This window comes from Achromobacter sp. 1012554356 (assembly GCF_059760815.1).
Genome location: NZ_JCBANC010000015.1, coordinates 101,674 through 120,881, shown reverse-complemented (window position 1 = coordinate 120,881; position 19,208 = coordinate 101,674). Strand labels below are relative to the sequence as shown.

The window sequence follows — 19,208 nt, the reverse complement described above, 5'->3', positions numbered from 1 at the left end:
CGCCGCTGGCGCTTCAAGGACCTGATCGCCAGCGGCCGGCTTCGACTTCGCCGGTGGCGACGGTGACGGGCGTGGCGCGCGCCAGCCGCACGTGGTTGTCGATGTCGTCGGGCGAGAAGGGCTCTTCGATCCAGAAGGGGTGATAGGGCTCGAACGCGCGCATGTATTCCAGTGCGGTGGGCAGGTCGCGCCACGCGTTGTTGGCGTCGAGCATCAGGCGTACGTCGTCGCCGATGGCCTCGCGCACGGCGGCGATTCGCTTGCGTTCGCCCGCGACGCTTTCCAGGCCGACCTTCATCTTGACGGCGCGAAAGCCCTCTTTGACGTGCTGCGCCATTTCCGCGGCCAGCTTGTCCGGCGTCTTGCCCGGCTGGTAGTAACCGCCGCTGGCGTAGGCGGGCACGCGGTCCTTCACCATGGCGCCGAGGTATTGGTAGAGCGGAACGCCGGCGCTGCGCGCGTTCAAGTCCCACAGCGCGGTGTCGATGGCGGACAGCGCGCGCATCACGCCGCCGGCGCGGCCCAGCAGCAAGGCTTCCTGGTACAGCTCGTTCCACAGGCCTTCGACGCGCAGTGATTCCTGGCCGATCAAGCGGGGCGCCAGCAGGTCGGTCACGGCGACAGACAACAGGCGTCCCGCGCTGTTCACGGCGTAGCAGTAGCCCAGGCCCTCCTGGCCGTCGGTGGACCGCACGCGCACGAGGCAGTATTCGCGCGCCTTGACCTGGCGTGTGGAGAACGTGACCGGGTTCGCGAGCGGCACGCGGGCAATGCAGACAGAGACGGATTCGATGGTAGGCATATGCAGGGATGCTCCGGGTTGAATGGGATCAGTCGAACTTGATGTTGCTTTGCTTGATGACGCCAGCCCACTTAACTTTTTCGCTGTCGATCAATTGCTGGAACTGCGCGGGCGATTCATCCAGCGGCTTCAGGCCCATTTCGTCCAGGCGCGCTTGCATGTCGGGTTGGCGCACCACGCGCGAGATCTCTTTGTGCAGGTAGTCGACAACCTGCGGCGGCGTGCCGGCGGGCGCGATGATGCCGAACCACACGTTGGCCTCGTAACCCGGCACGCCGGATTCGGCCAGCGTCGGCACGTCGGGCAGTTGGGGCAGGCGCTCCTTGGAGGTCACCGCCAGCGCCTTGAGCTTGTTCTGCTTGATGAACGGCAGGCTTTGCGTGGGGGTAGCGAAGATCAGCGGAATCAGCCCGCCGATTACGTCGGTCTGCGCGGGCGCGCCGCCCTTGTAGGGGATGTGGTTCATGCGGATCCCGGCCATCTGGTCCAGAAGCTCCAGCGAGATGTGCTGCGTGGAACCCTGCCCGGGCGTGCCGAAGTCGATGCCGCGCTCCTTCTGCTTGGCCAGCGTGATCAGGTCCTTGGTGGTGTTGGGCTCGAACTTGGGATTGGCCACCAGCACGAACGGCGTGTCGGCGATCAGCGAGACCGGCGCGAAGTCCTTGAGCGTGTAGGTCAGGTTGGGGTACAGCAGCGTGTTGGTGACGTGCGAGGAGATCACCAGCATCAGCGTGTAGCCGTCGGCGGGCGAGCGCTTCAGCTCACCGGTGGCGATGGTGCTGTTCGCGCCCGGTTTGTTCTCGACGATCATCGGCTGCGGCCAGGTCTTGGACAGTTCGGCGGCGACCAGGCGGGCCACGGTGTCGTTGGAGCCGCCGGGCGCCATGCCGACCATCAGGCGCACGGGTTTGGCGGGATAGTTCTCGGCGAAGGCGAGGGGGGCGGCAGCGGCAAGGGCGGCGGACAGGCAGCCGCCAACGAGGACACGGGCAAGGCGCTTCATGAGGTTGTCTCCTTGGATTGTTCTGCTGTTGTGGAACCCATGATAGACAGGCCGTCTCAGTCGATGAATGGATAATTTTGATAAGAAAATCGAGAAAATCGATAAATGCCCGGGGGCTTGAAATGGGCGTGCAGCAGAGGGCGCGCGGCATTGCTGCCGTCGCGCCCGCAGGCGGGCTTTTGCCCGGAGTGGTTCAGTCGAGGGTGTGGGCTAGCGCCTGCACGGAGGGCTGCAGGTGTTCGCGCAGGAGCGCCAGGAATGCCTGCGCGGCCAGCGAATCGGTGGCATCGCGGCGCCGCGCGAGGCAGATGTCGCGCTCGTTGATCGGCAGGGTCAGCGGCACGGCTTTCAAGCCGGCCAGCCGGAACTGAAAGAGCGCCAAGGTGGGCGCAATGGTGACGCCCAGGCCGGCTGCGATGAAGCCGGCGGCCGTGGACAGGCTGTTGACCTGATGCGAGCGCAGCCACTGCCGGGGGTAGATGGCGGCGTCCAGATGCTGGCGGATGCTGCTGTTGCTTTCGAATCCGATGATCGGATAGTCCAACACGTCCTGCACCGACAAGCGGCGCCGCGAGGCCAGCGGGTGGCTGGCGGGGCAGATGAAATGGAAGGTGTCGCGCGCCAGCACCTCGATGTCGAGATCGGTGCTGGGATAAACGGCCGCGCACAGCGCGAAATCCACTTGGCGGTTGCGGACCATGTCGATGCACACGGTGCTGGCCACGTCCTGCACCTGCACGCTGATGCCCGGGTAATCCGCGCTGAAGCGGGCGATGAGGCCTGGCAGGATGCCCGACGATATCGACGGCAGCGCGGCAAGCGCGACGCGGCCCTTGCGCCGCTCGACGTGGTCGCGCATTTCGGCCAGGGCGCGCTCGGTCTCGGGCAGCAGGTGGGCGACGATGTTCTGGAAGGCTTCGCCCTCGGCCGTCAGTTCGACGTTGCGCGTGCTGCGCGAGAACAGCTTTACGCCAAGGTCGCTTTCCAGGTTGGAAATCAAAGCGCTGAATGCGCTCTGGGTCAGGCAGCAGTGTTCGGCCGCGCGCGTGAAACTGCGCAATGCCGCCAGGGCCGTGAAGGCCTTCATGTGGCGTAGCGAAAGATTCATGCGGCGGTCTCCGCTGCGCTAAGGACTAGAAACCATACAGCGTCGCCGGATTGGCCGCCAGCACCTGGCGCCGCAGCGCGGCGTCCGGCAGCCAGGCTTCGATTTCGCGAAGCAGGCGCACGGCCGGAATGTCGCGATAGGCGCTGACCTCGGTGGGCTGTTTGCCCGGTTCGCGATTGGTGTGCGGCCAATCGCTGGCCCACAGCGCACGTTCCGGATTGCGGCCAATGAAGGCGCGTGCCAGCACGGTCACGCGTTCGGCTTCACCGGCATCATCGGGGGCCGCGCTGATGCGGTAGGACGCCGACAGCTTGACGTAGGCGGCTCCGCTGCCCACCAGGTCCAGCACCTGCCGGATTCGCGCATCGTCCTGCGCAAGCCGCGCCGGAATCATCGCAAAGTGATCCAGCACCACCGGCACCGGCAGCCGGGCCAGCGCAGGGGCGGCGCTGGCGATGGCGTCCAGCGAGGCGTAGACCTGGATGTGCCAGCCTTGCCCCGCTAGACGGCCGGCCCAGGCCGACAGGGCGCGGCTGACGGCGGCGGCGTCGCTGGCGCCCGTGCTTTCCAGGTTGACGCGCACGCCGCGTACTCCGGCATCGTGCAGGTGCGAGAGTTCGGCGTCGGCCACATCGTCATCCGCCACCGCCACGCCACGCGCCGCGCCATCCAGGGCCAGCAGGCTGTGGACGAGCAGGCGGTTGTCGCTGCCATAGATGCTGGGCTGCACGATGACGGCGTGGGCGAGGCTCAGCCGTTGCAGGTGCGCGCGCAGCGCATCCGCTGACGCCGGACCGGGCGTGTAATGCCGGTCCGCCAGCATGGGATAGTCGACCTGCGGCGCCACCACATGCACGTGGCAGTCGCAGGCGCCGGCGGGAAGCTGCGGCGCCGTCATGATCAGCCCGCCTGCAGGCGGGCGACGAAGGCTGCGCCGGCTTCGCGCGTGCCCAACTTGCCGCCCACGTCACGCGTGCATTCCTGCGCGAGGATGGTGTCGGCGATGGTGGCCTCGATGGCGGCGGCGGCCTGCGCGAACGCGGCGTTGCCGGTCTTCTGGCCGTGCCAGTTCAGCAGCATCGCGCCCGACAGGATAAGCGAGATCGGGTTGGCGATGTTCTGGCCGGCGATGTCGGGCGCCGAGCCGTGCGCGGCCTGGCCCATGGCGTAGTCGCGGCCGGCGTTCAGCGAGCCACCCAGGCCAAGGCTGCCCGACAGTTCGGCGGTCAGGTCGGACAGGATGTCGCCGAACATGTTGGTGGTGACGACGACGTCGTAGCGCTGGGGCGCGCGCACCACGTGCGCCATCATGGCGTCGACGATCACGTCGTCCACGCGCACGTCCGGAAACTCCTGGGCGACCTGACGGCACATTTCCAGGAACATGCCGTCGCCCAGCTTCAGCACGTTGGCCTTGTGGACCATCGTGACGTGCTTGTTGCGCGTCATGGCCAGCTCGAACGCGGTGCGCGCGATGCGCTCGCAGCACTGGCGGGTGATGCGGCGCAGCGATACGACGACGTCGGGCGTGATCAGCATTTCGCTGCCGCCGGACTCGACGTTGCGGTCGGCGTAGAAGCCTTCGGTGTTTTCGCGCACCACGACCAGATCGAATTCGCCCAGGCGCGCCTGCATGCCGGGGTAGGTGCGAGCGGGACGGATGTTGGCGTGCAGGTCGAGCTTCTTGCGAAAGTACATCGACGGATTGATCTCGCCGCGGGCCTCGTCCTTGAAGTCGTAGGTGGCCATGGGGCCGAGCATCAGGCCGTCGGATGCCTTGACCTTTTCAAGGAGGGCGGGCGTGACGGTGGCGCCGTGCTTTTTCAGGCTGTCATGGCCCGCGATGTCGTGGTCGAACTGCAGATTCAGGCCGAAGCGCCGCGACGCGGCTTCAAGCACGTCGACGGCGACCGCCATGGTTTCGGGGCCGATGCCGTCGCCGGGGAGTACAACGATTTTCATGGGAGCGTTTTCCTGTGGGTTGATGGGCCGGGCTTATTCGACCTGGACCCCGGTGGCTTGCACCAGGTTCTGATACTTGGCGGCTTCGCTGCGCACGAAGGCCGTGAATTCCTGCGAGGTGTTTGGGCGCACGGCGGCGCCGTCGCCTTCAAGCCGCGACTTGATCGCGGGCTCGGCCAGAATGGCGTTCAGCTTGGCGTTGAGCTGCTCGACCACCGCCGGGGGCGTCTGCGCGGGCGCGAAGACACCGCCCCACAGGCTGAATTGGAAGTCCGGCACGGCGGCCTCGCTGATGGTGGGAACGCTGGGCAGGATGCCCAGGCGCTCCCGCGAGGATACCGCCAGCGCCTTCAGGCGGCCGCTGTTGATATGGGGCATGGCGGCCGATGCGCTGGAAAAGAAGAAGTCGACGTGGCCGCCCAGCAGGTCGGACATGGCCTGGCCCGCACCCTTGCAGGGCGCGTGGATCATGCGGGTTTGCGTGCCGAGCGCCAGCGCGGCGGCGGCCAGGTGGCCGGGCGTGGCGGTGCCGGAGGATGCGTAGGCCAAGGCGTCCGGCTTGGCACGGGCCGCGGCGATCAGCGCGGCCAGATCCGCATAAGGCGACTTTTCCGGCACGGCCAGCACCAGCGGTGAATCGCCCACAAGAATCACCGGCGCGAACTCGCGCAGCGGGTCGTAGCCCAGCGATTTCATGGCGTAAGGGTTGACGGCGATTTCGCCGGTCTGGCCGAGCAGCAGCGTGTAGCCGTCCGCCGGCGCACGCAGCACGATGCGCGATCCCACCGCGCCCGACGCGCCGGGGCGGTTTTCAACGATGAAGGTCTGCTTGAATTCCGTGCCCAGGCGTTCGGCCAGGATGCGGGCGAAGACATCACCCTGGCCGCCGGGCGCGTAGGGCACGATCATCGTCACGGGCTTGGACGGGTACGCATCCGCCGCGTGTGCCGCGCCGGCCAGCATCAATGCCGTGCCGGCCGCCGCGCCTTGCAGAAGGCGGCGGCGCGCGGGATCGAAGGAATAGGGTTTGTGCTGCATGGTGTCTCCTTGTTGTCTCTGTGCGGCCGGTGCGCGCGGTGGCTCAGTCCAGCGCCATGCCGGACTTCTTGACCACGCCTTGCCACATCTCCAGTTCGGCGGCCAGCGCCTTTCCGAAGTCGTCGGGCGAACCGGTGATGGCCTCTGCGCCTTCGTGTTTGAGGCGGTCGGCCACCAGCGCGTCGGCGGCGGCCGCGTTGATGGATTGGTTCAGCTTGGTGACGACCTCTGGCGGCGTGCCGGCCGGCGCCAGGACGCCCCACCACGTCGTGATGTCGAAGTCGGGCACGCCCGCCTCGGCCACGGTGGGCGTGTTGGGGAAGAGCGGCGAACGCGTCTTGCCCGTGACGGCCAGCAGGTCCACGCGCTGGTCCCGCACCTGCGACAGGATGGTGGGCACGGTGGCGAAGAACACCTGGACGCGACCAGCCAGCAGATCGACCGTGGCCGGGCCGCTGCCCTTGTACGGCACGTGCGTCATGGCGGCGTGGGTCTTTTGCTTGAACAGTTCGCCGGCCAGATGGTTGATGCTGCCGTTGCCCGCCGAGCAGAAGTTCAGGTCGGCGTCCGGCTTGGCCGCCAGTTCGCGCAGTCCGGCGATGGAGGTCAGCTTCAGGTCCTTGGCCGTCACCACGAAGAGCGGGCCCCGGCCCAGCATGGCAATGGGGGCGAAGGACTTGCGCACGTCGTAGGTGGTGCTGATGCCGGCGGCGGCGTTGGTCACGAAGGTCGACGTGGCAAAGAGCAGCGTGTAGCCGTCGGGGCGCGCGTTGGCGACCAACGCGGCGCCGATGGAGCCGCCACCGCCGCCGCGGTTCTCCACGACCACGGACTGGCCCAGCTTGTCGGCCAGCGTGCGCGCCATGTCGCGCGCAATGCTGTCGGTGCCGCCGCCCGCCGCAAAAGGCACCACCAGCGTGATGGGCCGGCTGGGATAGGTGTCGGCGGACGCGGCCACCGGCGCGCAAACCGCGGGCAATAGAAGGGCCAGCCCCGCCAGCAGACGCTGCGGGGATACGTTGAACTGCTTCATCGACTTGTCTCCGATCGACGGCCGCGCTCAGCCCTGGCGCAGCATCTTTAGGCGTTCCAGCAGGGCCTGGTGAATATGGTGTTGGGCGGCGTCTTGCGCGCCTTGGACGTCGCGGGCGCGGATGGCGTCGACGATGGCCTGGTGTTCCTGGTTGGAGCGGCCGGCCCGCTCGGACGAGCTGAGCGTGCTGCGTCCCAGCAGATAGGTGGTCTCGGTCAGCGACTGCAGCGAGCGGATCAGGTAGCGGTTGTGCGCGGCGCTGTAGATGGCCTGGTGAAAGCGCAGGTTCTGCGCGACGGGGTCGCCGTTGTCGCCTTCGTCCAGGATGGCCTGCATGTTGGCGATCTCGGCGTCGGTGGCGTGGCGCGCGGCGAAGGCGGCGGCGGCGCCCTCCAGCACTTCGCGCATGGAGTAGAGCTCGCCGACCTCTTGCTGGTCCATCGTGGTGACGACCAGTCCGCGGCCGGGCTCATGCGTGATGAGGCCTTCGTCCTGGATGCGCTTGAGCGCCTCGCGCACGGGGGTGCGGCCCATTTCGAGCTGGTCGGCGACTTCCACTTCGCGCAGTCGATGGCTGGGCGTGAACATGCCCACCAGGATGCGTCGCTTGATCTCGTTGTAGGCGGCAAAGGCCTGCGAATTGCTTTTCGGAATGGGCAAGATTGTCTCGGCGCGTTTTTTGTATATTTTTGCATACAAAAAATCGGGAGACAATCCGGCCCCTGAATTTGGGTCTACGCCGCGCATGCGGCGGGCCTGCTCGACGCGTTCCTCTGGCTTTACGGCATCGCCGCCACGCGCCGCCGGAACAGGTCTGCCATGGTGGCGGCCGCCAGCGATAGCGGGGTGCCCTGCAGGGTCATGATGCCGATGCTGGCGACCGGCATCGGCACGTCCGCGCGGACGCGCCGGGCCTCGTCGCCGTAGGGCTTGATGTTGAGCATGCCGGACGGGCAGATGATGAGCGCGTCGCTGCGGGTCATGAGGCTCCACATGACGCCAAAGGTGTCGCACTCGATGACGCGGGCGGGCTCGGGCAGGCCGTGCGCGCGCAGACCGCGCAGGAAGGCCTCGGTATGGCTGCCGCCCGAGACGTTGAGCAGCCATTCGCAGCCGCGGATATCGTCCCAGCGCCGCGCGCGCGCCAGCGGATGGCCCTTGCGGCAGGCGATCATGAATTCCAGCGGGCGCAGTTCCTCGAATTCGAATTCCTGACCGCCGGCGCCGTCGTTCATGCGCGAGGCCAGCGCAAAGTCCAGCGCGCCGTTGCGCAGCGCCGGCTGCACCGAGGCCAGCAGGCCTTCCGACACCTTGACGTTCGCGGCCGGCATGCTGGCCCGGAATTCGGCCAGCACGTCGGGCAGCACGCTGAGCATGACCATGGGCGTCACGCCCACCGCTACCCGGGCCTGCGCGCCGCTGAGCAATTGGCGGATGTCCTGGCGCGCCAGTGCGAGTTGCGCCTGCGCCAGGCGCGCCCGCACCGTCAGATGCTCGCCGCATTCGGTGACGGCGATGCCCTTGGGGCTGCGCGTCAGGAGCGGCGCGTCCAGTTCGGTTTCGAGTTCCTTGATGGCCTTGGTCACGGCGGCCTGGCTCAGGTGCAGGCTGCGGGCGGCGGCGCGGATGCTGCGCAGTTCGGCCACTTTCAGCCACGCCCGTAGTTGATGGTCTTTCATGACGGTTTTTCGGCTGACAACCTGGGGTAGTCACCTTAACAAAAATATAGCCTTACATGCAGCGCGGGCGATCCCTAAGCTGATCGTCGATCAGGCCCGGCAAGACCGAGAGGCCTGGCCCGAAAAAGCGCTTCAGGAGAATGCCATGCCGATCTTTGCCCGCCGTGCCGTTTCCTTGTTTCTTGTCCTGCTGGCCGCCACCGCTGCCAGCGCCGCCCGCGCCGACTGGCCGGAACGGCCGATCAAGCTCATCGTCCCGTACGCCGCGGGCTCCGGTCCCGACGTGGTGCTGCGCCCGATTGCCGACGCGCTGGGCCGCGAACTGGGGCAGCCGGTCATCGTGGAAAACCGGGGCGGGGCGGGCGGCATCGTCGGCACGCAGGCCCTGGCGTCGGCGCCGCCCGATGGCTACACCATCGGCTTCGGCAACATCGTCACGCTGGCGATCAACAAGAGCATGTACGCCAAGCTGCCCTACGACCCGCAGCGCAGCCTGGCGCCCGTCAGCCTGGCGATCAGCAACGCGCTGGTGCTGATCGCGCGCAACGGCCTGCCGGCCAACAACGTGCAGGAGCTGGCCGCGTATGCGAAAAAGAATCCCGGCAAGGTCAGCGTGGGATCGCTGGGGGTCGGCTCCAGCGCGCACCTGGCGGGCGAAATGCTCAAGAGCGAGACCGGCACCACCATGCTGCACGTGCCGTACAAGAGCGGCCAGCAGGCCGTGGTGGATCTGGCCGGCGGGCAGCTTGACGTGATGATCGACAACGTCGCGGGCGTTCTGCCTTTTATTCGCTCCGGTCAGGTCAAGGTGCTGGGCGCCACCAGCTTGAAGCGCGTGCCGGTGCTGCCGGAGGTGCCGACGCTGGACGAGTCGGGCCTGAAGGGTTTCGAGGTGGTGTCGTGGGGCGGCATCGTGACGCCGGCGGGCGTGTCCAAGCCGGTGATCGAAAAATTGAATGCCGCCGTCGCCAAGGCGTTGCTGGACCCTGCGGTGCAGAAACAGAACGAGACCCTCTCCGTCGACGCCACGCCGTCGACGCCCGAGCAGTTTGCCAGCCTGATCGCTGCCGAGATTCCGCGCTGGGCCGCGATGGTGAAGCAATCCGGCGCGTCGGCAGACTGAACGGACCGTTGCCGGACCGGCGACGAAGGCCCGGTTTCAAGTAATAGGGAGACATCATGACGAACGCACTCTGGCGCTGGAACGCGCTCGATCTGGCCCGCGCCATCCGCAACGGCGAAGTATCCAGCCGCGAGGCCGTGCAAAGCTGCCTGGACCGAGGCCAGGCGATCAATGCCGCCTTCAACCCGCTGACGGAGACCTATGCCGACCAGGCGCTGCGCGCCGCGGATGCGGCCGATGCGGCGGTGCGCGGCAAGCAGGAATTGGGCGCGCTGCATGGCGTGCCGGTCACGATCAAGGCCAACGCGGATCTGGCGGGCACGGCCACGACCAACGGCGTGACGGCCTACCGGGACCTCATCGCGCAGGAGAACAATCCGGCGGTCGACAACTGGCTCCGCGCGGGCGCGATCGTCATCGGACGCACGAACGTCCCGGCGTTTTCCTGGCGCTGGTTCAGCGACAACGATCTGCATGGCCGCACCGTCAATCCGTTCGATGTGGCGCGCACGCCGGGCGGCTCCAGCGGCGGGGCGGCGGTGGCGGCGGCGCTGGGCGTCGGGCCGCTTGCCCATGGCAGCGACCAGGGCGGCTCGATCCGCTATCCCGCGTATGCGTGCGGTGTGGCGGGGCTGCGGCCCTCGCAGGGCCGGGTGCCGGGCTACAACGCCACGCAGCGATCGGAGCGCCCGGTGGCCTCGCAGATGGCGGCCACGCAAGGCCCGCTGGCGCGTACTGTCGCCGATCTGCGGCTGGGTTTGGCGGCGATGTCGGGCGGCGATGCGCGCGATCCCTGGTGGGTGCCGGCGCCGCTGGCGTTTCCTGAGTTGAATGGCAACCGGCGCGTCGCGCTGTTTGCGGGCACGGCGCAGCACCAGGCCGACGCCGCAGTGGCCGACGCGCTGCAACGCGCCGCCGGCTGGCTGCAGGACGCCGGTTATCTCGTCGAGGTTGCCGAGCCGCCGCAGTTCGATGCCGCAGCCGCGCTGTGGCTGGACGTGCTGATGAACGAAGCCGCCGGTTCCATGCAGCGCGAGATCGAACGCGCCGGCGACCGTGCCATCCAGAACGCGTACCAGAGCATGCTGGCGCACACGCCCCGCAGGGACAAGGACGGCTTTATTCAGGCAATGGCAATGCGCACGACGATCCTGCGCGAATGGGGCCGCTTCTTTGAGCGCTATCCGATCTTGTTGATGCCTGTGTCGTTTGCGTTGCCTTTCCCGGTGGATCGGGATCAGCAGGGCGCGGACGTGATGGCGGACATCCTGCGGGCGCAGAGCCCGTTGATTTCGACGGCGATCCTGGGACTGCCGGGGCTGTCGGTGCCCGTCGGTCTGGCTGGCGGCGTGCCGGTCGGGGTGCAGCTGGTGGCGGGACGGTTCCGCGAAGACCTGTGCCTCGCGGCTGGGGAAGCCATCGAGGCGCGGGCCGGCTGGTCGGTGCTGGACCGGCTGGGGGTTTGAACGCGCGCGGCGGTTAACGGGCGGTGTCGGGCACGTCTTCGTCGGCCCTATTGATCCTCGCGCATCGGTAGAGCGCTTCCTTGTCCAGCACCGTCAGTCCGCCGTAGTGCGTTTGCAGTACGCCTTCGCGCGCCAGCCGGGTCAGTGCGGTGTTGCAGCGCTGGCGCGAGACGCCGCACAGGCCGGCGATCTCTTCCTGCGAGATCCGCAGCCGACCCTTTGTGCCGGAATGGACCTCGGCGTCCAGTTGCGCCGCGACGGCGCGCGCCACGGTGGTGTCGACGTCGAGCAGTACGTTGCCGGTGTAGCAGCCCATCAGCCAGTTCACCCGCTGCGCCAGGTGCGTCATCAGCGCCTTGGTGAATTCGATGTTGTTGTTCCAGAGGCGCTCGCAGGTGTCGCGCGGCAGGATCACGATGCGGCTGGGGCGCAGGGCGACGACTTCGTATTCGAAGCGCTCGCGGCGGATCATGGTGGCCTCGCCGAACCAGCTTCCCGTGCTGAATCCGGCCAGCGACAACGTGCGGCCATCGGTGCCGGGCGACGACCACTTCACCAGGCCCTCCACCACGCCATACCAGCCGGGCGAGCGGGAACCCGCGCGAAACAGGTATTCGCCTGTCGCCAGCGACACCGTTCGCAGTTCGGCACGCACCACATCGCGCTCGAGTTCGGGCAGACCCTTGTACCAGGGCACCACGTCGAGCATCTTGTCCACGGCGCTGCGCGCCGGCCGGCGATTCGCGTTGGACGCGTCGTCGCCCGCCAGGACTTGCGGTTCGCGCATGTTCGTTCCCTGTCTGGAGGTGGAATTCGGCCCAGGTAAACCCTAGGCGTCTTTGTCAACGTGATGACTGTCCCCAAGGGCAGCCGGACCGCAGAATGATTGACGCCCACGGGCCAAAAACCATAAGAGGAGACCGGTATGTTGTCAATGCCACGCCTGCTGTCCGCCACCGCCATTGCCGGCGCCATTTCCGCCACGCTGCTGCCCGCCACGGCCGCGCAGGCGCAAGTGTCGGACGACGTGATCCGCATCGGATTCATCACCGACATGTCCGGCGTTTACGCCGGGCCGGATGGTCCCGGCGGCGCGGAAGCCATCAAGATGGCGATCGAGGAAATGGGCGGCCAGATCAACGGCAAGAAGATCGAGCTATTGACCGCGGACCACCAGAACAAAGCCGACGTGGCGTCGGCCAAGGCGCGCGAATGGTTTGACCAGCGCGGCCTGGACATGCTGATCGGCGGCACCAATTCCAGCACGGCGCTGGCCATGTCGAAGGTGGCCGCGGACAAGAAGAAGCCGATCATCGTGGTGGGCGCCGGGGCGCCCGCGCTGACCAACGAGCAGTGCACGCCCTACACGCTGAATTACGCCTACGACACCGTGGCGCAGGCGCGCGGCACGGGCGCGGCGGTGGTCAAGACGGGCGGCAAGAGCTGGTACTTCCTGACGGCAGACTACGCTTTCGGGCACGCGCTGCAGGCCGATACCACCAAGGTTGTCGAGTCCGGCGGCGGCAAGGTCGTGGGCAGCGTGAAGCATCCGCTGGCCGCCAGCGATTTCTCGTCGTTCCTGTTGCAGGCGCAAGGCAGCAAGGCCGAGATCCTGGCGCTGGCCAATGCGGGTGCGGACGCGACCAATTCGATCAAGGCCGCCAACGAGTTCGGCATCACCAAGACGATGAAGCTGGCGGGCATGATCATGTTCATCAACGACATTCACGCCATGGGCCTGCCGGCCGCGCAGGGCATGTATCTGACCGACAGCTGGTACTGGAATGCGTCGGACGAGACGCGCGCCTGGAGCCGCAAGTTCTTCGATCGCCGCCAGTCCATGCCGTCCTCGCTACAGGCGGCCGACTATTCGGCCGCGTTGCAGTACCTGCGCGCGGTCAAGGCAACCGGGACGGACGACGCGGACAAGGTTCTGGCTTACTTGCGCGAAAACAAGCTGAACGACATGTACATCAAGGACGGCGTGGTGCGCCCCGATGGCCGCGTCGTGCATGACATGTATCTGCTGCAGGTCAAGAGCCCGGACCAGTCAAAGGAGCCGTGGGACTACTTCACGGTGGTGCAGGCCATCGACGGCAACGAGGCCTTCACGAAGCAGTCCGAAAGCCGCTGCGCGCTGTGGAAATCCTAGGAGAACAGCATGGCAAAACGCAAAGTCATCGTGACCATCGCCCCGACCGGGGGCATGGCGCTGAAAAGCCAGAATCCGCACCTGCCGACGCAGCCGGCGGAAATTGCGGAAGATGTCTACCGCTGCTACAACGCGGGCGCCAGCGTGGTGGCGCTGCATGCGCGGCGTGCGGATGATCTGGCGACGTGCGACGCCGCGGTCTACCGGAAAATGAACCAGCTGATTCGCGAGCGCTGCGACATCGTGCTGAACAACTCCACGGGCGGCGGCGTGCATGGCGACATGGTCGCCGAGACCTCGCCCGGCACGTGGGAGATTCTGTGGGAGGAGCGTCTGAAGGGCATGGACGCGGGCGCCGAGATGTGCACGCTGGACGCCACCACGCTGAACCTGGCGTTCGGCGACCGCGAATACTTGATGAACACGCCGCTCAGCAAGGGGCGCGAACTGGCCGCCGGCATGAAGGCGCGGGGCATCAAGCCCGAGTGGGAGGTGTTCAGCCCGACGCACATCCTGCAGGACGTGACGACGCTCATCAACGAAGACCTGGACGAAGGCCCGCACTTCATCAACCTGGTCATGAACGTGCATCGCAACTTCCAGAACGCCATGCCGTTCTCGCCGCGGCATCTGCAGATGATGGTGGACCTGCTGCCCAAGAACAGCGTCTTTTGCGTCAGCGGCATCGGGCCGTCGCAGCTTGAGGCGAACATCAGCGCGCTGCTGCTGGGCGGCCATGCGCGCGTCGGGTTGGAAGACAACCTGTACTACCGGCATGGCGAGCTGGCCACCAACGTTCAGTTGACCGAGCGGATCGTGCGCATCATCCGCGAAATGGACATGGAGCCGGCCACGCCTGCCGAGGCGCGCGAGATCATGGGCCTGCCGCTGAAAAGCGGCATCCGCCCCGAGTTCGCGCTGTGACGTAACCGTCTGACGGGGCGGCTCGGGAGCCGCCCCGTCGCAACCCATTCATCGGGAAAGGACATGACCGAATCATTGAAAGGCGCCCGCGTCCTGGTTACGGCGGGCGCGCAGGGCATCGGGCTGGCGATCGCGCGCAGATTTCTGGATCTGGGCGCCGACGTGCACATCTGCGACGTGGACGAAGCGGCGCTGAAGGCGGCGCAAGAACGCCTGCCCGCACTGAGCGCCAGTCTGACGGACGTGTCCGACGAATCGCACGTGCTGGCAATGTTCGAGGCGCTGGGCGCGCGGTGGGGCGCATTGGACGTGCTGGTCAACAATGCGGGCGTGTCCGGGCCGACCAGCCGGCTTGAGGACACCACGCTGGACGCCTGGCGCAATACCCTGGACGTCAATCTGACGGGCACGTTCCTGTGCGCGCGCAGCGCGGTGCCGCTGCTGCGGGCCGCGGGCGGCGGCGCCATCGTCAATATCTCGTCCGTGGCAGGGCGCCTGGGATTTTCGCTGCGCTCGCCGTACAGCGCCAGCAAGTTCGGGCTGGCCGGGCTGACGCAGACCTGGGCGATGGAGTTGGGACCGTCGAACATCCGCGTCAATTCCGTGCTGCCGGGCGTGGTGTCGGGCGACCGCGTCGAGCGCATCATCGCCGCCCGCGCCGAGGCCGGCGGGGTCAGCAACGAGGAGATGCGGGAGCAGCTTTTGGAAAAAGTGTCGCTGCGCCGCATGACGCGTCCGGAAGACGTGGCGAATCAGGTGGTGTTCCTATGCTCGGATCAGGGGGCGATGATCAGCGGGCAGAGTATTTCGGTGTGCGGGAACGTGGAGTATCTGGGATGAGCCGGCCGATTGTCCTTTCCACCACGCCGGCCTCGGCCAGCACCGCGATGATCAGCGCCGCCGTGCCGATGACGAACATCGTCCGGTGCTGGCCGCCGCTTGCGCTGAACACGGCCGAGTAGCCATATCCGGCCAGCGCCTGAAAGGTGGCAAAGCTCACCGTTGCGCGGCTCCAGGCCTGGTTCTGCGCAAAGGCATCGTGCGGAATCAGGTCGTGGATGCGCGCTAGCGCCAGCGGGACGATGCCTGGCGGGAAGGTGCCCGCCACCAGCGCGGCGGCGCTCAGCGATGAGGAGTGGCTGCTGAAGCTTAGCGCGCCCATCGCGACCGCCTGCACGGCCAGCGCGATGCGCAGCGCCTGGCGCGGGCCGAGCCGGTCGCCCAGCCAGCCATAAAGCGGAGGGCCCATCATTGCGCCGACGCCGTAGAGAATCCAGAAGCGCGCGCCGGCCGCGGCGCCCGCGCCCAGGCCACGCTCGACGAAGTCCACCAGAAAGACCATCGCCGGGACCAGCGCGACCGCCATCAACCCATACTGGCCAAACAACAGAATCACGCCGGCGCGATGATCGGAGGGTTGGCGGGTAGGGGCGGGTGTGCCCGGCACCGAGTCCGCCAACCGGCGCGACGCGGCGCCGTGCGCCGGCCATGCACGCCAGGTCAGCAACGTCAGCGTGGCCGATATGGCGGCAAGACCCAGCCATGCTTCCTGCAGCCCCATGCCCAGCAGCCACGGCACAACCGTGCCGGAGCCTGCGATGCCGACCCCGATGCCCAGGAAGATGGCGCCGCCCGCCAGGCCGCGCCGCGAGCTCGGCACATGCGGCAGGATCGTCGCGGCGGCCAGCACCATGATGGCGCCGCCCGCGATGCCCGACGCAAGGCGCCAGCCGAAGAACCAGCCGATGGGCAGCGGAAGGCTGCACGCCGCGAAGGCCAGGGTGACAAGCGCCATCATGGCGCGCAGGACCTGTGTACTGGAAAAGCGCCGCGCCAGGGGCTGGCCGATGAGTGCGCCGATGAGGTAGCCGGTCAGGTTGGCGGCGCTCAGGAACACCACGCTGGACGAGGAGAACCAGTGTGCCTGGATCAGCGCGGGGACCAGTGGCGCGTAGGCGAAACGGGCCAGGCCGATGCTGGCCAGGCTGGCGGCGAACCCGGCAAGGACATACCGCCAGGCAGCGGTGCCTGCCACGGGGGGTGTTGCAACGGGAGTTGGCGCCGCGGAGGATGCGACGGCGGATGGATGCGACATGGAAAACCTCACGCTTCGAATGCCGGGTGAAACCGACCGGCGTGCGAAAAAGTATAGGTAGCCCATGCGCTGCAATCACGCAGCAATTTGCAATGGCTCTAATGCAAAAATGCGGCAGTAACGGCTGGCAATGATCGCTGGGTGCTGACGCTGAAAATCGTCGGCTATTGCGACGGCGGGTCGAACTGCTTTGCGACGGCGTCGATGAATGCCCGCACGCGCGCCGTGTGCCGCAGGTCCTGGTGCGTCACCAGCCACACGGGAAAGCCGCCCGTGCGTTCGCGCGCCGGCCACAGGCGGACCAGACCGCCGCGCTCGGCCATGGGCACGGGCAGCTCGCCGATGCCAATGCCGTCGGCGATCATGACGCGCAGCATCAGGCTGGAATTGGCCGTGGCCACGATGCAGCCCGCCTGCGCCGGTTCGCCGACGATGGTGGGCGCGCGGCTGCCTTCGAGGTAGGGCTGGTAGTACACCAGGTCATGTCCTTGCAGGCCCTCGCCTTCCGACGGCGCGCCGCGCAGTTCAAGGTACTGCTCGCTGGCGTACAGGCCCACTGGCCAGCGGGCCAGTTGGCGCGCGACGAGATCCGGGTTCTCGGGCTTGACGTTACGGATGGCGATGTCCGCCTCTCTTCGCGCAAGATTGGCCATCTGGGTCGACACGCTCAAGCGGACGCGCACGGCGGGGTGCTGCACGTGCAGCGCCGCGATGGCCGGTATGACGAACTCCATGGCCAGCGAGTCGGTCGTCGCGACCTTGACCTCGCCTTCCAGCCGCCCGTCGGTGCCTTGGGCCTGCCGCACCAGGTCATGGGCAAATTGCTCCATGCGCTCGGCCGCGCGCAGCACGCTTTCGCCGGTGGGCGTAAGCGTGTAACCGGTAGAACTGCGCAGGAACAACGTCGCGCCCAGGGTGTGTTCCAGCGTGGCGATGCGCCGCCCGATCGTGGCCTGATCGACGCCTGCCACGCGCGCGGCGCGCCGCAGCGTGCCCTCCCGTTGCAGCGCCAGAAAGATCCTTGCATCGTCCCAGTTCATTGCTTCCTTTGCGGCGGTGTGCCGGCATCGTCAGGCCCGTCCGGGCAGCGGGATTATCGCCTAAACCCCCGTTGCCAAATCCCGCCAGCCCAGGCAATAATCGCGCTTTGTTAATTGATAACCGTTCGCATTAATGCTGGTGTGAGCGGTGTCGCGGGCGGGATCGTGAGCGGATCGGAAGGGGCATCCCAGGACTTCGAGAGCCTATACGGCAATCACCACGGCTGGCTGCTGGCGTGGGTGAACTGGCGCCTGGGCAACGCGGCGGACGCCGCAGACCTGGCGCACGACGCGTTCGTGCGCCTCTTGACGCGCCCGTGCAAGTTCGACAACGCCCGCCATGCCAGGACCTACCTGCGCCGGATGGCCAATGGCATGTGCATCGACCTGTGGCGCCGCCGGGATCTGGAGCAGGCCTGGCTGGACGCCCTGGCGGCGCAGCCCGAACCCACGGTGTCTTCGGCCGAGGACCAGGCCATGGTGCTGCAGGCCCTGGGCGAAATCGACGCGATGCTGCGCGGATTGCCGCCCAAGACCGCCCACGCCTTCGTCATGGCGGTGGCGTGCGAGATGACCGATCAGGAAGTCGCCGACGTGCTGGGCGTGTCGTCGCGCATGGTCCGCAAGTACGTCGCCCAGGCCATGCTGTGCTGCATGCAGCTCGAGGCGCGCCTGGCGGCAGGATATGCGGACGAGCCGGCTGGCCTGCCGCAGGTGGCCGCCCCATGAGCGCCGCGCAGGCGCGCGAGCCCTCCCATCGCGCGATGGAGCAGGCCGCCGAATGGTACGCCCTGCTGCGGTCCGGCGACGCGTCGGCCGCCGAACGCCAGCAATGGCAGCAATGGATCGAACGCGCGGCGGAACACCGCGAGGCCTGGGGTTACGTCGAACGCATCGGCCGCCGCTTTTCTGCTCTGCAATCCAGTCCGGACCGGGACGCCGCTGTGACGGCGTTCGGGCAGGCCGCGGCGGCCCGGCCGCGCGCGCGCCGGCAACTGCTGCTGGGAATGGCGGGGGCGCTGGGCATTGCAAGCCTGGGGTGGACGGCGTGGCGGCAGACGCCGTTGCCCCTTGCGGCCTCGACCTGGGGCGCGGACCATCGCGCGGGGCTGGGCGAAACGCGCCACGTCTCGCTGGCGGACGGCACCCAGGTCTGGCTGAAGGCCTTGAGCGCGTTCGATGTCGACTATGGCGCCACGCTGCGCCGCGTGCAGCTGGTCGCGGGTGAACTGCTGATCGAGACCGCCAAGGATCCAGTACGTCCCTTTGTCGTGGACACCGCGCAAGGCCGGCTGCAGGCGCTGGGCACGCGCTTCACTGTGCGCGGCGAGGAAGACGGCGTGGTGGTGGCCGTGCATGAAGGGGCCGTGCGCGTCGACACGGCCGCCAGCCGCGCCAGCGGCATCGTGCCGGCGGGTCGGCAGGCGCGGTTCACGGCTGACACGCTGGACGGCTTCCTGCCGGTGGATCCGGCCCGCGAGGCCTGGACGCGCGGCGTGCTGGTGGCCGACAACACGCCGCTGGCGGACGTTGTGGCCGAATTGCGCCGCTATCACTTTGGCCACCTGGCCGTGGCGCCGGAGATCGCGCGCCTGCATGTCTTCGGCAGCTATCCCATCCGCGAAACCGACCGCGCGCTGGACATGCTGGCCTCGGTGCTGCCGGTCCAGGTGCGCCGGACGATGCCCTGGTGGATCAGCCTCGAAGCGCGCGCCTGAAAAAATAATCCGCGAAACGGTTCCGGGTTTTGCCCGCTCGTTCGAATAAGGACAGTAAGAGCCGC

The 19,208-nt window shown here is 67.5% G+C and carries 19 protein-coding genes; 7 read left to right on the top strand and 12 right to left on the bottom strand.

Annotated elements, in window-relative coordinates:
* Positions 1-13: 13 nt before the first annotated feature.
* The 9 genes from AC6LJW_RS10255 to AC6LJW_RS10215 all read right to left on the bottom strand — a co-directional run bounded on the left by AC6LJW_RS10255 (position 14) and on the right by AC6LJW_RS10215 (position 8,625).
* Positions 14-802 carry a mandelate racemase/muconate lactonizing enzyme family protein gene (locus AC6LJW_RS10255; RefSeq protein WP_498087196.1) on the bottom strand — a complete coding sequence of 263 codons (789 nt, stop codon included), beginning with the start codon at positions 800-802 and terminating at the stop codon, positions 14-16.
* 28 nt (positions 803-830) lie between these two features.
* A complete protein-coding gene (locus tag AC6LJW_RS10250; protein ID WP_056559369.1) occupies positions 831-1,805 on the bottom strand; it encodes a tripartite tricarboxylate transporter substrate binding protein in 975 nt (324 codons plus the stop codon).
* Between the two features lie 193 nt (positions 1,806-1,998).
* Complete coding sequence (locus AC6LJW_RS10245; protein ID WP_056559366.1) at positions 1,999-2,913, bottom strand: LysR family transcriptional regulator; 915 nt, start codon at positions 2,911-2,913, stop codon at positions 1,999-2,001.
* A 25-nt stretch (positions 2,914-2,938) separates the two neighbouring features.
* Positions 2,939-3,811 carry an amidohydrolase family protein gene (locus tag AC6LJW_RS10240; RefSeq protein WP_498087195.1) on the bottom strand — a complete coding sequence of 291 codons (873 nt, stop codon included), beginning with the start codon at positions 3,809-3,811 and terminating at the stop codon, positions 2,939-2,941.
* Between the two features lie 2 nt (positions 3,812-3,813).
* Positions 3,814-4,875, bottom strand: a complete 1,062-nt coding sequence (locus tag AC6LJW_RS10235) for an isocitrate/isopropylmalate dehydrogenase family protein (protein WP_056559360.1) — start codon at positions 4,873-4,875, stop codon at positions 3,814-3,816.
* Between the two features lie 33 nt (positions 4,876-4,908).
* A complete protein-coding gene (locus AC6LJW_RS10230; protein WP_498087194.1) occupies positions 4,909-5,913 on the bottom strand; it encodes a Bug family tripartite tricarboxylate transporter substrate binding protein in 1,005 nt (334 codons plus the stop codon).
* A gap of 43 nt (positions 5,914-5,956) precedes the next feature.
* Complete coding sequence (locus AC6LJW_RS10225) at positions 5,957-6,946, bottom strand: tripartite tricarboxylate transporter substrate binding protein (protein WP_056559355.1); 990 nt, start codon at positions 6,944-6,946, stop codon at positions 5,957-5,959.
* A 27-nt stretch (positions 6,947-6,973) separates the two neighbouring features.
* Positions 6,974-7,606 carry a GntR family transcriptional regulator gene (locus AC6LJW_RS10220; RefSeq protein WP_235512006.1) on the bottom strand — a complete coding sequence of 211 codons (633 nt, stop codon included), beginning with the start codon at positions 7,604-7,606 and terminating at the stop codon, positions 6,974-6,976.
* Positions 7,607-7,725: 119 nt separating this feature from the next.
* Complete coding sequence (locus AC6LJW_RS10215) at positions 7,726-8,625, bottom strand: LysR substrate-binding domain-containing protein (RefSeq protein ID WP_056559348.1); 900 nt, start codon at positions 8,623-8,625, stop codon at positions 7,726-7,728.
* Positions 8,626-8,770: 145 nt separating this feature from the next.
* On the opposite strand from AC6LJW_RS10215, the gene AC6LJW_RS10210 reads away from it, so the two are divergent.
* Both AC6LJW_RS10210 and AC6LJW_RS10205 read left to right on the top strand, forming a co-directional pair.
* Positions 8,771-9,748, top strand: a complete 978-nt coding sequence (locus AC6LJW_RS10210) for a Bug family tripartite tricarboxylate transporter substrate binding protein (protein WP_498087193.1) — start codon at positions 8,771-8,773, stop codon at positions 9,746-9,748.
* A gap of 56 nt (positions 9,749-9,804) precedes the next feature.
* Positions 9,805-11,214, top strand: coding sequence for an amidase family protein (locus AC6LJW_RS10205; RefSeq protein WP_498087192.1), 1,410 nt, complete (start codon positions 9,805-9,807; stop codon positions 11,212-11,214).
* Positions 11,215-11,227: 13 nt separating this feature from the next.
* Here AC6LJW_RS10205 and AC6LJW_RS10200 read toward each other — a convergent pair whose 3' ends face one another.
* Complete coding sequence (locus AC6LJW_RS10200) at positions 11,228-12,001, bottom strand: Crp/Fnr family transcriptional regulator (protein ID WP_427985147.1); 774 nt, start codon at positions 11,999-12,001, stop codon at positions 11,228-11,230.
* A 147-nt stretch (positions 12,002-12,148) separates the two neighbouring features.
* Here AC6LJW_RS10200 and AC6LJW_RS10195 point away from each other — a divergent pair, with 147 nt between their 5' ends.
* The 3 genes from AC6LJW_RS10195 (at position 12,149) to AC6LJW_RS10185 (ending at position 15,130) form a co-directional block, all read left to right on the top strand.
* Complete coding sequence (locus AC6LJW_RS10195) at positions 12,149-13,366, top strand: ABC transporter substrate-binding protein (protein ID WP_498087199.1); 1,218 nt, start codon at positions 12,149-12,151, stop codon at positions 13,364-13,366.
* A gap of 9 nt (positions 13,367-13,375) precedes the next feature.
* Positions 13,376-14,290 (top strand): beta-keto acid cleavage family enzyme, encoded by a 915-nt coding sequence (locus AC6LJW_RS10190; protein ID WP_056559337.1) that lies wholly within the window; start codon positions 13,376-13,378, stop codon positions 14,288-14,290.
* 63 nt (positions 14,291-14,353) lie between these two features.
* A complete protein-coding gene (locus AC6LJW_RS10185) occupies positions 14,354-15,130 on the top strand; it encodes an SDR family oxidoreductase (protein WP_498087191.1) in 777 nt (258 codons plus the stop codon).
* Here the strand turns inward: AC6LJW_RS10185 and AC6LJW_RS10180 are convergent.
* Positions 15,081-16,325: a YbfB/YjiJ family MFS transporter gene (locus AC6LJW_RS10180; protein ID WP_498087190.1), complete on the bottom strand. Its 1,245-nt coding sequence runs from the start codon at positions 16,323-16,325 to the stop codon at positions 15,081-15,083. The two genes, AC6LJW_RS10185 and AC6LJW_RS10180, sit on opposite strands and share 50 nt — an antisense overlap.
* A 224-nt stretch (positions 16,326-16,549) precedes the next feature.
* A complete protein-coding gene (locus AC6LJW_RS10175) occupies positions 16,550-17,425 on the bottom strand; it encodes a LysR family transcriptional regulator (RefSeq protein ID WP_498087189.1) in 876 nt (291 codons plus the stop codon).
* Between the two features lie 165 nt (positions 17,426-17,590).
* Here AC6LJW_RS10175 and AC6LJW_RS10170 point away from each other — a divergent pair, with 165 nt between their 5' ends.
* A complete protein-coding gene (locus AC6LJW_RS10170) occupies positions 17,591-18,154 on the top strand; it encodes a sigma-70 family RNA polymerase sigma factor (protein ID WP_427985154.1) in 564 nt (187 codons plus the stop codon).
* Positions 18,151-19,143: a FecR family protein gene (locus AC6LJW_RS10165; RefSeq protein ID WP_056559323.1), complete on the top strand. Its 993-nt coding sequence runs from the start codon at positions 18,151-18,153 to the stop codon at positions 19,141-19,143. The genes AC6LJW_RS10170 and AC6LJW_RS10165 overlap by 4 nt, the downstream gene beginning before the upstream one ends.
* Positions 19,144-19,208: the final 65 nt, after the last annotated feature.

Bases quoted from the DNA above. Each gene is read 5' to 3' on its own strand.
- AC6LJW_RS10255 (WP_498087196.1), bottom strand. From the start codon at position 802: ATGCCTACCATCGAATCCGTCTCTGTCTGCATTGCCCGCGTGCCGCTC.
- AC6LJW_RS10250 (WP_056559369.1), bottom strand. From the start codon at position 1,805: ATGAAGCGCCTTGCCCGTGTCCTCGTTGGCGGCTGCCTGTCCGCCGCC.
- AC6LJW_RS10245 (WP_056559366.1), bottom strand. From the start codon at position 2,913: ATGAATCTTTCGCTACGCCACATGAAGGCCTTCACGGCCCTGGCGGCA.
- AC6LJW_RS10240 (WP_498087195.1), bottom strand. From the start codon at position 3,811: ATGACGGCGCCGCAGCTTCCCGCCGGCGCCTGCGACTGCCACGTGCAT.
- AC6LJW_RS10235 (WP_056559360.1), bottom strand. From the start codon at position 4,875: ATGAAAATCGTTGTACTCCCCGGCGACGGCATCGGCCCCGAAACCATG.
- AC6LJW_RS10230 (WP_498087194.1), bottom strand. From the start codon at position 5,913: ATGCAGCACAAACCCTATTCCTTCGATCCCGCGCGCCGCCGCCTTCTG.
- AC6LJW_RS10225 (WP_056559355.1), bottom strand. From the start codon at position 6,946: ATGAAGCAGTTCAACGTATCCCCGCAGCGTCTGCTGGCGGGGCTGGCC.
- AC6LJW_RS10215 (WP_056559348.1), bottom strand. From the start codon at position 8,625: ATGAAAGACCATCAACTACGGGCGTGGCTGAAAGTGGCCGAACTGCGC.
- AC6LJW_RS10210 (WP_498087193.1), top strand. From the start codon at position 8,771: ATGCCGATCTTTGCCCGCCGTGCCGTTTCCTTGTTTCTTGTCCTGCTG.
- AC6LJW_RS10205 (WP_498087192.1), top strand. From the start codon at position 9,805: ATGACGAACGCACTCTGGCGCTGGAACGCGCTCGATCTGGCCCGCGCC.
- AC6LJW_RS10200 (WP_427985147.1), bottom strand. From the start codon at position 12,001: ATGCGCGAACCGCAAGTCCTGGCGGGCGACGACGCGTCCAACGCGAAT.
- AC6LJW_RS10195 (WP_498087199.1), top strand. From the start codon at position 12,149: ATGCCACGCCTGCTGTCCGCCACCGCCATTGCCGGCGCCATTTCCGCC.
- AC6LJW_RS10190 (WP_056559337.1), top strand. From the start codon at position 13,376: ATGGCAAAACGCAAAGTCATCGTGACCATCGCCCCGACCGGGGGCATG.
- AC6LJW_RS10185 (WP_498087191.1), top strand. From the start codon at position 14,354: ATGACCGAATCATTGAAAGGCGCCCGCGTCCTGGTTACGGCGGGCGCG.
- AC6LJW_RS10175 (WP_498087189.1), bottom strand. From the start codon at position 17,425: ATGAACTGGGACGATGCAAGGATCTTTCTGGCGCTGCAACGGGAGGGC.
- AC6LJW_RS10165 (WP_056559323.1), top strand. From the start codon at position 18,151: ATGAGCGCCGCGCAGGCGCGCGAGCCCTCCCATCGCGCGATGGAGCAG.